This window comes from Xenorhabdus sp. SGI 60 (genome assembly GCF_056632175.1).
In genome coordinates, this window is sequence record NZ_CP196860.1 from 2501245 (window position 1) to 2515431 (window position 14187).

At 46.6% G+C, this 14187-nt stretch carries 12 protein-coding genes; 4 read left to right on the forward strand and 8 right to left on the reverse strand.

Features of this window, described 5'->3' with window-relative positions; all coding sequences use genetic code 11:
* Nucleotides 1–251 precede the first annotated feature (251 nt).
* From ACSJJG_RS11490 to ACSJJG_RS11505, 4 genes are all read left to right on the forward strand, one after another.
* Nucleotides 252–494, forward strand: a complete 243-nt coding sequence (locus ACSJJG_RS11490; protein ID WP_481089439.1) for a hypothetical protein — start codon at nucleotides 252–254, stop codon at nucleotides 492–494.
* Nucleotides 495–869: 375 nt separating this feature from the next.
* The gene (locus ACSJJG_RS11495) at nucleotides 870–1967 is read left to right on the forward strand and encodes an ISAs1 family transposase (RefSeq protein ID WP_189761399.1); all 1098 of its coding nucleotides are present in this window, start codon (nucleotides 870–872) and stop codon (nucleotides 1965–1967) included.
* Nucleotides 1960–2595 carry a hypothetical protein gene (locus tag ACSJJG_RS11500; protein ID WP_481089440.1) on the forward strand — a complete coding sequence of 212 codons (636 nt, stop codon included), beginning with the start codon at nucleotides 1960–1962 and terminating at the stop codon, nucleotides 2593–2595. Before ACSJJG_RS11495 ends, ACSJJG_RS11500 begins: the two co-directional genes overlap by 8 nt.
* Nucleotides 2567–2956, forward strand: coding sequence for an ASCH domain-containing protein (locus tag ACSJJG_RS11505; protein WP_481089441.1), 390 nt, complete (start codon nucleotides 2567–2569; stop codon nucleotides 2954–2956). The genes ACSJJG_RS11500 and ACSJJG_RS11505 overlap by 29 nt, the downstream gene beginning before the upstream one ends.
* Here ACSJJG_RS11505 and ACSJJG_RS11510 read toward each other — a convergent pair.
* From ACSJJG_RS11510 to ACSJJG_RS11545, 8 genes are read right to left on the reverse strand one after another with little or no spacing between them, the layout of a single operon-like run.
* Entirely contained in the window at nucleotides 2919–4301 is a 1383-nt protein-coding gene (locus ACSJJG_RS11510; protein ID WP_481089442.1) for a phage tail fiber protein, read from the reverse strand. The two genes, ACSJJG_RS11505 and ACSJJG_RS11510, sit on opposite strands and share 38 nt — an antisense overlap.
* Before the next feature lie 27 nt (nucleotides 4302–4328).
* Nucleotides 4329–7934: a TipJ family phage tail tip protein gene (locus tag ACSJJG_RS11515; protein WP_193836419.1), complete on the reverse strand. Its 3606-nt coding sequence runs from the start codon at nucleotides 7932–7934 to the stop codon at nucleotides 4329–4331.
* Between the two features lie 21 nt (nucleotides 7935–7955).
* Nucleotides 7956–8564 carry a tail assembly protein gene (locus ACSJJG_RS11520; RefSeq protein WP_189761097.1) on the reverse strand — a complete coding sequence of 203 codons (609 nt, stop codon included), beginning with the start codon at nucleotides 8562–8564 and terminating at the stop codon, nucleotides 7956–7958.
* Nucleotides 8565–8617: 53 nt separating this feature from the next.
* Nucleotides 8618–8953, reverse strand: a complete 336-nt coding sequence (locus ACSJJG_RS11525) for a hypothetical protein (protein ID WP_189761098.1) — start codon at nucleotides 8951–8953, stop codon at nucleotides 8618–8620.
* A gap of 44 nt (nucleotides 8954–8997) precedes the next feature.
* On the reverse strand, nucleotides 8998–9705 hold the full coding sequence (locus ACSJJG_RS11530) for a C40 family peptidase (protein WP_189761099.1): 708 nt from the start codon (nucleotides 9703–9705) through the stop codon (nucleotides 8998–9000).
* Nucleotides 9706–9707: 2 nt separating this feature from the next.
* On the reverse strand, nucleotides 9708–10466 hold the full coding sequence (locus tag ACSJJG_RS11535) for a phage minor tail protein L (RefSeq protein WP_189761100.1): 759 nt from the start codon (nucleotides 10464–10466) through the stop codon (nucleotides 9708–9710).
* A complete protein-coding gene (locus tag ACSJJG_RS11540) occupies nucleotides 10463–10798 on the reverse strand; it encodes a phage tail protein (protein WP_189761101.1) in 336 nt (111 codons plus the stop codon). Before ACSJJG_RS11540 ends, ACSJJG_RS11535 begins: the two co-directional genes overlap by 4 nt.
* Nucleotides 10795–14181, reverse strand: a complete 3387-nt coding sequence (locus tag ACSJJG_RS11545; RefSeq protein WP_282892753.1) for a tape measure protein — start codon at nucleotides 14179–14181, stop codon at nucleotides 10795–10797. Before ACSJJG_RS11545 ends, ACSJJG_RS11540 begins: the two co-directional genes overlap by 4 nt.
* Nucleotides 14182–14187 lie beyond the last annotated feature (6 nt).

A 14187-nucleotide genomic window follows, 5' to 3' on the forward strand; every position in this document is an offset into this window, starting at 1 on the left:
CTATTTCCTTGTTTAATTATTAATTGCTGGACAGCCTGAATATATTAACGAATGGGGAGGGTTGAATGAATTGATGGGGATTGTGTGGGGAGTGGGACAAGTGGGGAGGTATAAGATTGTAATAATAAATAATAAAAACAATAAATTATGTAACTAGATGTACAGATCACAGTTTAAGGGATTTCCGATCAACGGATTGGTGAGAGTTGTTTAGTATGGTTATAGTAGCGCGCTAATGGTAGAGAGGAATTATGGATAATTTAAAATATTTACCTTTTAGTGAAATTAATATTAATGATGATTTTTTTTCATCTTTAAAATCTGATTATGAACATGGATTTGTTGCATGGTTTGACAAGAAATCAAGTAACCCCTCTGAGCAAGCTTACGTTTTATTCAATGAAAATGAAAAAATCGATGGCTTTATGTATTTAAAAATAGAAAATGGAATTATAGATGATGTTACTCCTCCAATATCTTCAGGAAACATTTAAAAATCGGAACATTCAAATTTAATCCAAAGGGAACGCTACGCGGTCAGCGTTTCTTGAAAAAAATATTTGATAACGCACTCTCATATAGAGTTGATGATATTTATGTTACGGCTTTTGATAAACACAACTACTTAATAAGATTATTTAAATTATATGGTTTTAATGAATGTGCGATAAAAGAAACAAAAAATGGAAAAGAAATTGTTTTATTTAAATGTATGAAAGACACGTATTCAACTGGGAATGCAGGGCGAGATCTCACATTTTTAGCAAGGTTATTGAGGTTAAATAAAGACCAGAATATGACTTTCTATAGCTATTTCTCCCATTAAAACGCTAAGATCACGCTATTCCATAAAAATAGCGATCATAACAATGAGTATTTTTTATTTTATCAGCAAGATAGATGACCCACGTTCTGACATCAATAAAAAACATGAATTGATGGATGTGATTTTTTTGGCTTTTGCAGCCGTGTTATGTGGTGCATCAGGTTGGAAATCGATTCAAGAATTTGGTGAGATACAAATCGAGTGGCTTAAAAAATATACGCGCTTTACTCATGGTATTCCTCGTCGTCACTGTATTGCCAATATTATCAAAATGATAGAACAAGATGCCCTGGTTGAAGCCTTTTATAGCTGGGTAAATCAACGCCGGCTCAAAGCAGGAAAAAGCCTTATCGCTATTGATGGAAAAACGATGAAAGGGACGTGTAAAGGGACTCTGTTTGAAGCCCTGCATATAGTCAGTGCTTATGATGTGGACTCCGGTGTTGCCCTGTATCATCGGACAGCCGAAAGTAAAGGCAAAGAAGGTCCGGTTGCAAGACAACTGATTGAATTATTGGCGCTTGATGATGCGATCGTCACGATGGATGCGCTGCATTGCCAGAAAGAAACGCTTGAGTTAATTACTCAGCGGGGGGGCGACTTTATTGTTGCCGTTAAAGGTAATCAGAAAAGTCTGGCTGAGTTTGTTAAATCCCATTTTGCTGCGCATTATGAAAGTCATGAGCTTGTTGAATTTACAGAGAAAAGTAGAGGTCATGGGCGAGAAGAACTCCGTCACGTTATGCAAATTCCTGTGGCATTACCCGAAGGGCTTCAGGAAAAATGGCCTTCAATACAATCGGTTATAGAAGTAGTCAGTGAACGCAAAGTGAAAGGCCAAGCCCCCCATCGTGACTCACGCTGGTATGTCAGTTCATTGCCTTTAGATGCGGAACTGGCGGCCACAGCAATAAGAAGACACTGGTCGGTGGAAAATGAACTGCATTGGGTTTTGGATGTCACCTTTAGGGAAGATGCTATTTCGCTTAAAGATCCTGATGGTGCGGCACAAATGGCGCTTTTTAATCGTATAGCACTCAATGTGATTAAACAAAATACCAGTATAAAAGATAGTCAAGTGGCTAAACGTCGAAGAGCAACGTGGTCAGCAGAATTCCGTAGTCAGCTTATCTTTGATTGAATTAAATACAAAGTGGAATCCCGCCCTGACTGGGAGTATACTTTCAGATTACCCATTTATTCTAAATACAGATAAACAAAATAAATTTTTGTTAGCTATATATCCAGAGTTCCATACTAACCTTTTTCCTGATTCCCGCTTAATAACGGAGTCACCAGATATATTAAAAGATATATCACATACAAATAGTATTAGGAAAGTATACATATGTGGAATGAAAGCTACACTATCCTTAAAACCTTATGATATTTTAGTAATTTATAGGACGTCAGATGGAAGATCGGCAGCCTATTATAATTCAGTAGTTTCATCAATTTGCGTTGTTGAAAATGTACAAAATATCGCTGATTTCTCATCTGAAGATGCTTTTATTGATTACTGTATAAAATATTCCGTATTTACAAAAAAACAGTTGCAAGCATTCTACAGACATAAGAAATATCCATTTATAATAACGTTTACTTATAACTTAGCATTGCCCAAAAGATTAAATAGAGCCTCACTCATTGAAAATGTAGGGCTTGACCCTAAAGATCGGTGGGGTATACTAAGATTAACCGATGAACAATTTCGTAGAATACTAACCTTAAGTGAAACAGATGAAAATATTATTATCGATAAAGCCTGAATTTGTTGAGAAAATACTAGAAGGCACTAAGAAATATGAATTCAGGAAAGGAATATTCAAAAACTCATCTGTCAAATCAGTCGTAATTTATGCAACCAAGCCTGTAGGTAAAGTTGTTGGTGAATTTAATATCGAACATATTTTGGAAGATACTCCATCATCTTTATGGCGCATAACAAAGCAGAACTCAGGTATAAGTAAAATTTTTTTTGATGAATATTTTAAAAGAAGAAATAAAGCATTCGCAATACAGATAGGCTGCGTACAGAAGTACGATTGTCCAATTTCATTAGATGAGCTTAATGAACAATTAGGAAAGCGAATCACTGCACCTCAATCTTATTGTTACCTACCAACTTAATCTCAATCAGCCCTCCCCGCGAGGGCTTTTCCACAATTTCCCCAAGGATCTGAACCACCAATACCTGTTTCTGGTTCCACACTGAATCTTCCGGCATCTGGACACGGACGTCTAACCGACAACCTTCGGGAATATCACACGGCTCACCCTCAGCGTAGTAAACCTTTTCACCGTCCACGAGGGCTTTTATCCGCCAGTTCTGGAACTGCTTAGGTAAATGCGTGTGCTGACGGTGGAATGTCTTGATGGTGATGCAACCGTCCTTTTGCACCTGGTCATCAATATAGATGAGTTCCAGTCCGTTATTGTTCTTAGGCGACGAGATGCCGCCGTGAACACCCCATGCCCCGTCAGCGTTATAGCCCAGCACACCAGATATTTGATAATGACCGATGCCGAGTTTAGTGACGGTAGCACCTTCGGATTCGTCGTTGGTGGTGAACTTGCCATCGGGGTGGATTTGGATGATGGGGGAGGCTTTTTTCAGAAAACCGTTATTATCTACCGTTGTATTCCTGGTTCCCCACAGGTCAACATTACCATAATAATGTGTATCACCCTGGCTATAATAATACGCATAGCTAATACCTGCATTGCCGTCTGGTGTAATAAACCACCGAGAGCATGCGGTTACGCCGGATTTATCAGGCCAACCTCTGATATTCAATAAGCTGACATAACCGTATTGGGGTTTGTCGACTTGTTTTCCTGTTGCAATACCAGCACTGATACCCAAGGGGTAGTTATCCGGTATCGCCCAGCTCACAATGCTTCTGAAATCAACGTGTGACTGCACTGCGACAGGTTGACTGCCATTAAAGAGAGGGCCGCTGACAATATTTTTCGTTGCTGCTGAACCTAACCCCAGATTATTCATAAACGCCGATTTATCCAGAATATCCGCCCCATTCTTGGATTTATCCAGCTTCCCCTCCACCGCCGCCTGCAATGCCCGTATCGACTGCAATGACACGGTCTGTCCATTCGGTAAGGTCACATCAACCACGCCATTCTGTGACATCCATTTGTCCATGTTCTGGAGAAATTGAGTGATGTAGGTGGTGTTGGCCACAATATGCCGGACGGCATCGGAGGCGGAATCAGGAACGGTCACCTGAATCTGGTATTTCACATTATTCAGGGTGACAGCAACATTATCAGCCAGTACCAGTTCGGTATCCGAGTTCACCGCCTGTATCATGTGGATTAAATTACCGTTGCCGGACTGGATTAATATAATCTGCCCAGGGGCAACGCCGTTAATGTTCGAGATAAATTTGGTGCCCGTGCCGCGGACAATAGCCGAGCCGGACACGGTGGAAATCGTGCCTTGTTTATAGAGCATAGTGTGTTCCTGTTAATCGTAGAGTGCTTACGCTTTGAAAGCCAGAATAGTTATCATGAACGAGGCGCCTTCCTGATAATATGTAATTTCACCTTGTACATTTTTTGGTAATGTTCCATAACCCGTGATGATCGATGGGACATATTCTGTTCTGAGTCCACCTGTAGAAATTGCATATGTCCTCGCCCGGCATATTGTATTTCCATTTAGCGCTACCCACGCCTGTTTGCTGGAGCTTGCTGTAATTTGCAATGCAGGGATAACAATAACGCGGTCGAACGGTGACGGGGGGATGGTTAAATTTCCCGGGTTCATTGTGTAAACCTTCACAATGTCGCCAACGATATTATTCACTGACAACGTCCCTTTTATTTCGCAGTCCTCTTCGATGGTGACATTTCTCAGGGAGCCTGACGTCGCGTTAATCTCTCCCCGCGCCTTGATGTGACCAAATTCAGCAAAACCAGATTTATCAATTTTCCACCCTGTCCGACCTGCAACATAATTTCTGGATTGAATGAAGTTGCCAATTTTGGCATTCGTGATACTACCGTCTTCTATGAACGTATCCCTGATAAACACCTGACCATTCTTAATTACAAATACCGGTTCCATCTTCCCATTGGTCGGATTCACCACGGTAAGCTGATTTGCCCGGACGCCGAAATGCGTTTCGACCCTGCCATTTTTTACCTCAGCCCCAATGACCATTCCCGCGCCATAATATTGTCCCCTGTAGTTCACTCCTGCCCCGATATCTTTAATAGCATAACCGTTACCGTCGATATCAAAGACGGCTGTCGCTTTCTCGCGGATGATGGCCTGCTGTTCCCTGAACTGCGCCTGAAACTGCTGTGTTGATTCAGCCACGGCTTTCTGTGTATTGGATACTGCCTGCTTGTTGTCTATTACATCCGCTGCAATCCGGTTGACGCTGTCGTCAGTGTTCCCGATATTGGTACGCAATTCCGTGAGTTTCTGCGCCCACGCCTCATTGTCCGTCGCCCTGACCTGCCACAATTCGCTAATCTGCGCTTTATTCTCCCCATCGCGCACCATCAGCTCTCGGGATAGTTGCTGCTGGGCGTCGGCGAGAATAAGGGCGGTTTCATTGCTCCAATTCATGTCGGATTGCAGGCGTTTTCCGGCCTGAGCGGAAAAGAACTGGTCACCGGCTGCATCAATAATCCAGCTGGCATCATCGGACGACTCACCCCTGACAAACGCTGTCCACGGGGATTGATTGCCGGATTTATCCACCAGACGGGCACGAAACCAAAATGCCACCCCTGCCGCCAGCCCCTGCATAGTATGCGTGCGTTGTGGGTAGGGAATGTCGGCCAATAACATCAATCCCTCACCGTCATTAGTCCGGCTGTACTGGATTTCCGTTTTCAGCGTGTCGTCAGTCTGGGCGGCAAAGCCCCAATCGAGCTGAATACCGAAGATAATCGGCGTTGTTCTGAAGCCTAACGGTGTCGGCGGGTTGCCCTCTTTCCCTTTCAGATGGGTTTCCGGTGCATTCGCCCAGATACTGGATATCTCAGCGGCATTAATTGCCCTGACACGTGCCTGATAGCGACCGGCGTAAATGTTTGGCACTTCAAACGACGTTGTTGAGCTGCGCGGCACACTGATCCAGTTTCCGTTGTCACGCCTCCATTGCGCTTCGTATGCAATCGCGTTATCTGCGGGCTGCCACTGCACACGCATTGTTTCAACACTAATACCTTGATGAACCACAGAATAAGAGTCAATAATTATCTCTTTCGGCGGAAACTGGTTGCCGGGTGGAATGACGCTGATTGGCCGCTCATCGAGCACAGCGCCGGTATCAATCCGGTCATATTTGTTTGGATCATGCATCGCTGCTGAAATTGTAAATGTGCCATCGTCATTTTCAGTCACGCTGACAACGCGGTACTGTTGTGTATATAACTCATCGGATTCAACAACCCACACGCATTCAGGCTCTGGCGTTTCACTGTAGGCTGTCGTCACTGTGACAATGCTATCAGTCACCATTTGGATTGTTCTGACCTGTGATTTACCGGACGGTAAATTTAGCATCAGCTGGTCGCCTGGGGCGGCATCGGGTTTACGATCAAGTGTGATACTGCGACCATCGACAGCACTCACGCGGCCACCGGTGACTTTCCCAGATAACATTTCATCAGCAACAGCGATGACATAGCCTGGTTGTGGGATATTTCCGTCTAATCCCACAGAAAATGTAACAATTCGGTCTTTGTTGTTTGTCAGTATTCCCCAGCGACCTTTCCGATTCGCTTCGGATTGACGGGTGCAGCCTATCGCGGTTACTTCCAATTGATTAAAACCGAAACGCTCGACTAACTCGGATTCAAATACAGGCTCCATGGCATCGGCGTAGCCGTTGGCTGGATCTGAATAAGAGACAAGCGCAGATGAGTAACGTGTTTTACTGCTACTACCCGAGTACGCGAATTCTCCATCAATGACATTGGCACGGGTATAGCTGTAATCAATATCGCGAGGCATATCTGCAAGTGTGATTATCTGGTTTCCACCCCAGTAAGTCATTCCCCTGAAGATGGCCGCAAAATCACGTAACACCGTGTATGCTTCGTTACGGTCCTGAACATAGACGTCACACACATAGCGTGGCTCTGTACCACTCCCCCCTTTCCCATCAGGAACAGGCTGATCGCAATACTGAGCAACGCGATAAAGCTCCCATTTGTCGATGTTCTGAATTTTGATGCGGTCACCAAGGCCGAAACGATCAGAAATGACGATATCGTAAAAAACCCAAGCAGGATTGTTTGTCCACGCCCATTTAAATTGCCCTGACCATACACCGGAGTACGTGCGACTTTCCGGATCATAATTATCGGGCACGCGGATAATACGCATCTTGGGTTCACACGAGATTTGCGGCGTAGAACCGTTAAACTGTTTTGCATCAAACTCAATATATAGCAACGCGGTATGTGGGTATGTGAATTTAGCGTCGATAACTTCCGTATAGCTTTGTAATACAACTGTATCACCGATTTTGGCGCTGTTTGCATCTACTGTAATTTTTCGCACTCGCAGCGTCCATAATGTTGCTGATTGAGGCAAATCAATACGATGAGTGCGCTCATAACCCGATGTTGTTTTCCCTTTTACGGCACTATCAACAACAGTTTTCCAGCTCCCACCATCGGTTTGTAAATCAATCGCGTATTTCACTTCATTACCAACCAGATCGCCATTGTCCTCTTGCCTGAAAAGTGATGGAAATTTTAAGCGAACCCGGATAGCCGATAATTGTGAGTTAGTGAATGTGTGAACCCATGCCGTGTTACTTGAAACAGCCGTGCCGACATTGATTTCATTTTCAGCACTCGGCATACCCTGAATATACGTTTGCGCCTGTGTCCCTGCGCGGAATTCCCACGAAACACCGCTAAAATTTTTGGAACCATCGGGATTTAACAGCGGCGTGCCATCAAGAAAGATGTTAGTGCCGTTTAGTTCGCCCGCAAATTCGCCTTCACCCAGCGCCAATAGAAGTTTCGCTTTTGCTGTGGACTGGAGATCGTCAGGTTGCTCAATGGGGGTGCGAGAGCTTCCGCCGCCGCCTTTTTGGCCTGTGATTTTATTCATTGGATTACCTACAGAAAAGAATTATTGCTGGTCTTCGACGTAGACGCCAGCAGAAATGATCGCGCCACCGATGCGGCGTTTACCGTATCCAATCGGAACTGGATAACCTTGTGAAACGGTGTTTGTTGGTGAGCCAAAAGCGTATGAAGGTTTGTTTTCGCCCTGATCTTTCATTGCAAGACCTCCGGGCTGTGGGGATAGCATTTGGATTACGCCGCCAAGCATCATTGCCGTCCCCATTTTTACCATCCCGCTACCTATTGCGCCACCAACGCCAGTCCAACTGGTATAAAACCCAACAACAGCGCCAACAACAACCAAAACGGCACCAAAAATTGTCTGTAACATCCCAGCCTTTTTACTACCAATGACTACCGGAACGATACGAATCACCTCATTGGTTACTGGAAATCCCATATCATCAACACCAATGTTTTTCTTTCCACGAAAAACAGCATAAGTCAGACCTCGGGATTTGCTTGAATTTAGATATTGTTCAAAACCATCCAATGTACAACAAAGCGCTCTTATGGATTCACCTGTTGTGCTGATTAGTCTTTGATGGGTTTTACCGAATGTTTTCCCCAAAACTCCACCCAACTCTATTGTTGCAAGAATTTCTTTTTGCATAAAAACCCCATTAAAAAACCCGCCGAGGCGGGTTAATTATTATTAAATTTTTATCACATGCACTGACGAGCAGCATTTCCCCATGGGTCATTTGTACCTTTAGATGCAGCATAGACTTTCACAGTTGAACCGCCTCCACCTTTTTCATTTATCACAGCGACAGAAAGTGCTCCAAAGATATCGTCAGAAGATACTAATTTATACCCTGTTCCAGTTGGTATTGAATTGCTAGATGCTCGTAACTCAATCCATTTTGGGGCTAAACACTTATTAACCTGCTCAGCACTCTTCGTAGTTTCACCAGCATAGATAGGGTCTTGGGATTCTAGAGAAGTTGTTGTGCAACCTACAGATATAAATGAAAATACGATGAAAAGTAACTTTTTCATTACGATACCCCCTTCAAAATAAAAACAAAGGTAGCTGCCGGTTCTTAATTTGTCATGAAATTTTTATGTCTCAGTATCATAACTGTGCGGTCGCGCCAGTAACCACCATACGGTGTGCGCTGACTTAAATGCCCGTAAAGGTGATGGAGTAACATATTACCATCAAGCAGAATACCTGCATGATTAGCCACATTAGCCTGCACCTGCATAATGATCACATCACCAAACTGGGGGATATCGACTTGAACAAATCCGGCACTTTGCCAGTTCTCAATGTAGCGATTTTCACCTTGTTCCCACCATAGATAATTCACGCGGTAATCCGGTAACTCGATACCATGCTCTTGTTTGTAGTAATCCATAATCAGGCCGTAACAGTCCGTGAAGCCAAGGACAAACGGTCTACCGATCAATGGCAGCTCACCCCGTGGCTGTATTGTCCTGAAATCACCTTCCGGCCAACTCACAATATGCCAGGGGACACCCAACGCGTCGCACTGTGCTTTATCCAGTTCGGAGGGCTGCGTGGTTGCATCAGGATGACTGTGAACGATACCAATCACGGTTCCCCAATCTTCCGCCCCTGCGTAGTCCTCAGGTGATAAAACAAAATGTTCAGTTGGTTCGAGGGCGATATTGTGGCAGGGAAAATACTTCACGACGCGGGATTTTTGGACGATTACCCCGCAGCACTCGCGGGGGTATTCACGTTCAGCATGCGCAAAGATAGCATCCTGTATTTTTTTACGCATCGCTATCGCCTCAATAGTGACGTACCAGAAAAGCCACCAAATGGGATAGGGTTATTTCTCCCGAATCGTGGGAAGCATCCTGTTTTTAGCATACCACTACACTGGTCTTGTGCTGGGTCATCAACAGGGTTGCCATGCTTATCGAAATAGCCGTTTTGCCCTGCATAATCACAACCATCACCCGATTTATACTTTCCACGAATGCACCACGTACACATCGAATGCAATTGCCGCGTGGGTATCATCACGCCCTGTAAATCCATTGGACTTGCAAGTTCAAATTCAACAGCTTTATTGGTTTCTGAGCTTTTACTGTCAATATAGAAAACAGATAGGCGTTCCTGCGTAGAGTCCGCAGTCCGATTTCCATCAGGAAAATTTCGGGCATCAAGATAATGTGCCAGAGTGTCATGTATTGTAACTTTCGCTTTCAGCATATCGTCATATGCGATACACAATGCAGTGATAGATCCGTCAAGATTGGCGACTAATAACTTCGGTTGCGCACCGGAACCAGTTGTCGATGCTTCGAGTCCTTTTATCTGTACGGGCCATGCGATATATTCAGCACCTTGCCACCAGATTGATTTGGCAGGTAACTTACTCTCGTCACCACCTGCAATCTGTATTTCCGCCTCAGTGTGTGGGATGTTGTAAGCGTGAAAGCGAAGTACGTCCGGCATGCCGAACGCAGTCCCGTCTACTTCAAAAAGCCGGACAGCATTGCCCGGTTCTAATTTTTGATAATCAGATGTGATCATGGTTTAAATGCCTGAATGAATACAAGAGAAAGAGTGTAATTCCCCCCACCAATCGGTGTTAATTTATGCTCATCGCATCGATACAGACCGAGTGGCTCAAGTGGAGGTTTCCATTGAAAAGCCTTTATTCCACCGTGGCTATCAATAAACTGACGGATAGCGACGATATAAGATTCCTTACCGACAAATTCGAGCGTCCATTTCTGGCTGCGTGAATTAATACCATCACCAGACACTTGCTCGTAACCATCACCAAATCTGACCTTGCGCGTCTTGTAGGTGATGTCCTCAGTGGGATTTACTCGAGGATACCAAGTAAAAGTCTTAATCATCTTCCCCCCTTCGCTATATTCCAGATTGCCCCGCCCGGACGCAAATCTTTATCCCGCTCAGCTTGATAGACCTGGGTAAAGGCCCGCGCCAAACGCTCACCAAATGCCGCATCGGCCCCATTGGCGATCTGGCTTCTGCCACCGGAATCTGTGATATAAACCTGAATATTCGGTGCACCGCCTCCCCGATTCCCTGTGGGGAAAACGGCCCGCACACCGAGCGAGCCATCCGCACTACGCTTAAGCGGCATAATTGCCTCGGGACCTGCCTCACCCATTAGCCCTGCGCCTTTAGCAAACGCAAACAGAGTCGGACTGCTGACAATCTGCCCGCTGTACTGACTCAGGTTTGCCGACTGATAGACACCCCCTTTCGCGTTAGGGATAAAATCACGCCAATTAGTAGATAACCCCATCGCTCCCGTATTGGCTGCTGTTCCCGCCGCAGCACTTCCCACGCCTGCCATTGCACCGCCCATTCCCATCATCCCCTTTAAGACGGTATTGGTCAGAATGGCCTGCGCGGCCATGTCCATCAGGTTCTGGATAATGCTTTGCGTCAGGGAAGCAAACAAACTGGTCATCCCTTCTTTAAATGTCTGAGTGCCCGTTAACATCCCCGTTAACGTGTTGGTCATACGCTCCCGGGTGACATTGAATAAGTCGATGGTCATTTTCTGCATCTGTCCCTGAGCGGAATACAGTTGCATGGCGGCTTCATAGCGACGTTGATTAGTGTCATTATCGGCGGCAATCAGCAGTGCATTTTTGCGCTGCTCGGTGATGATTTCCTCCGTCGCATAGGTCTGAATCAGCGCTTTGCGTTTTGCCAGCTGGTTTTGCAGGTCTTGCAGGGGATCAACATTGCCTGCCAGTTCCGCTGTGGGGGATACCGCATAACGCTGATTGGCCTCCGCGACACTGCTCAGGTATTTGACCGCGATAGCCTGCTTACGACGCTCAACCTCTTCGGTACTTTGAATGGCGTTGGCCGCCATCTGGCGCTGCAACTGATCTTCGGCGTCCTGGCGAGCATGAAGAGCCTGTCGATAGGGATCGGCGGCGATAGCATCCTGCAAATCTTGGGTGCGTTGTTTTGCCAGAATACTGGCCTGACTGAGTTCAATCAGCTCCTCACGCTGCTTTCCGGTGTATTTTGCGCTGATTTCCATTGAGGCGGCAAAGAGCGAAGCGGCAACTTCCCCCTCTTTCATACGCACCTGCTCTATCTGAATTTCCCGATTTAAATCAGCGACTTTGTTTCGGTAGCTTTCCTGTGCGCTGGCAGCCTCCCTTGCCGCCCTTGCTGCATCACTGGCCGCTTTTGATGCCGCCGCCTGCGCCGCTTTGGCTTTTTCACCATTTTGATAGATGGCTATCGCATTATTGATATATTTTTGATAATTATCATGATGCTGTGGCTTATTTAGCCCCTGATCGGCGGCGGCAAATTCCGCCTGCTTTCGGATTCTGGCCTCACCCTGCAACGTTGACAGTTCAAGGTCGCGGGCCGATCTCTTCAAAAAATCCTGTTGCTTATCGTCCAGTGGGGCTTGAGGCAGCGCAAAGGGAACCCGAGCATATTGCTGACGTTCTTCAAGCAAGCGGTTACCCGCAGCTAACACCTTATTAAAATCCGAGCCTGCCAGCGTCAGCATCGGCAAAATATCGCTCGTTCTGAGCATTTCCACATAATTATCACGCAACAGACCTGACTGGCTGGCCTGTAACATATTGAGTTCTTTTTGTTTGCTATTTAACCCCTCCTGCATAATAGCGAGGTTGTTCAATTCGTTGTTATAAACCCGGATAGCCTCCGTGAGCTGCTCAGTCGGTGAGGCGGAATACAGGGTTTTTACCCCTTTTTCAGCCACAATCCGCGCCCGCTCCATATCCATTTTTCGGGTTTCGACTAACTTTTTTTGCGCCTCTACGGCTTTGTTCTGATCGGTTATTTGGTCTTGGGTGTCAAAAATTCGCTTTTTAACCTCCAGCGAATTCATGGTCTTTAAAGATTCAATCAACAGATCGGTATTTTTCCCCAATTCCAGGGCGGATTGCTTGGCCTGCTCCTGACTCTGGTGAAGGTAATAGATAGCAGCGCCTGCCAGCATCGCGGCACCAAAAGGCCCGCCAATCAGTCCCAGCGCACCGCCCATCACACGCGTTCCCAGTGAGGTGACTTTATTCAGCCTGTCCTGTGCTGCTGTCCGGGCATCAATATTACGCGACAGAGTTGCCTGCGTTCGGGACAGGCGCTCTTCCGCCTGCGTTTGCCTGTCGGTGCCTTTTGCGGCTGCTAATGCCTGCTGTGCCCGATAGACCGCAGCCCGTGCTCTGGCAGTCGATATCTGGGTTCCCCTGACCTGCTCATTCGCCAAATTCACTTCCGCGCGGTAGGTTTTCCAAATGTTGCCTGTCGCCGTCACAGCCCCAGAAGCCATATTGCCGAAGAAACGGGCTGCGCCGACAGCGACCAGTGCCCCGCCTGCCACGGCAACGGTATCAATATTTTTCGCGACCCCATCCAGTACCCCGGATAAGGTGGCGGTGACCGAGGTGGTCCGGTTGGTTTCGCCGACCCACTGTTGAAAGGCGTTCGTCACCCGTGTTGACGCCGCACTCACGCTGTTCGGCATCGAATCAAACTCTTTGCGCAAGGTTGCCAGCTGACTGACCAGGGCGGGCACAATCTTAGGTGTGGTCAGCTCACCCGCATCCGCCAGTTCTTTCAGGTCCTTCTGTGCTACCCCTAACCCATCTGACAGCGCTTTCATGATCCGCTGCCCGGACTGCGCGACGGAGTTAAAATCCTGCCCCCTGAGTACGCCGCGTCCAAGTGCCTGGGATAACTGGACAATCAGGGACGAAGTTTCAGCCGCCGTTGCCCCCGAGACTTGTAATCCGGTCGCTAACGCATCCGTCAGGGACAGGATATCCTGAGTCGTATAGCCATATTCACGCAGTGAACTGGATACACGGGAAAAGAGAGCGGCATTGGACTCAAAGGTGGAGCCGGTATACTGGCTGATTTGCAGCAATCCCTGCTTGGCGTGGGTAAAATCTTCCACTGAGGTTGTCGCCAGCTTGATACGGGCATTTAATGAGTCGTAACTGTCCGCCAGGTTGATAAGCTGTCCGGTAGCAAACATCCCCGCAAAGGCGCCCGTCATGCCGACCGCTGACGCCTTGACCGAAGCCAGCTGGCTATTGAGTTCCCGCAACGCCTGCTGACTGTCACGGCTGGCCGCCGCTGCCCCGCGCCCGCCCTTTTCCATTGTTCGGTAGTAATCCGCCCCCATCCGTGAGGCACGGGCAATCTCAGCCTGAAATGAAGATGAATTGGCTGAGATTTTAATAATCAGTTCACGCAGTTTTGCCATAGAAAA

Excerpts from the sequence above, each read along its gene's own strand:
- ACSJJG_RS11545 (WP_282892753.1), bottom strand. The coding sequence starts at position 14,181 with ATGGCAAAACTGCGTGAACTGATTATTAAAATCTCAGCCAATTCATCT.
- ACSJJG_RS11525 (WP_189761098.1), bottom strand. The coding sequence starts at position 8,953 with ATGAAAAAGTTACTTTTCATCGTATTTTCATTTATATCTGTAGGTTGC.
- ACSJJG_RS11515 (WP_193836419.1), bottom strand. The coding sequence starts at position 7,934 with ATGAATAAAATCACAGGCCAAAAAGGCGGCGGCGGAAGCTCTCGCACC.
- ACSJJG_RS11495 (WP_189761399.1), top strand. The coding sequence starts at position 870 with ATGAGTATTTTTTATTTTATCAGCAAGATAGATGACCCACGTTCTGAC.
- ACSJJG_RS11490 (WP_481089439.1), top strand. The coding sequence starts at position 252 with ATGGATAATTTAAAATATTTACCTTTTAGTGAAATTAATATTAATGAT.
- ACSJJG_RS11540 (WP_189761101.1), bottom strand. The coding sequence starts at position 10,798 with ATGATTAAGACTTTTACTTGGTATCCTCGAGTAAATCCCACTGAGGAC.
- ACSJJG_RS11520 (WP_189761097.1), bottom strand. The coding sequence starts at position 8,564 with ATGCAAAAAGAAATTCTTGCAACAATAGAGTTGGGTGGAGTTTTGGGG.
- ACSJJG_RS11530 (WP_189761099.1), bottom strand. The coding sequence starts at position 9,705 with ATGCGTAAAAAAATACAGGATGCTATCTTTGCGCATGCTGAACGTGAA.
- ACSJJG_RS11535 (WP_189761100.1), bottom strand. The coding sequence starts at position 10,466 with ATGATCACATCTGATTATCAAAAATTAGAACCGGGCAATGCTGTCCGG.
- ACSJJG_RS11505 (WP_481089441.1), top strand. The coding sequence starts at position 2,567 with ATGAAAATATTATTATCGATAAAGCCTGAATTTGTTGAGAAAATACTA.
- ACSJJG_RS11510 (WP_481089442.1), bottom strand. The coding sequence starts at position 4,301 with ATGCTCTATAAACAAGGCACGATTTCCACCGTGTCCGGCTCGGCTATT.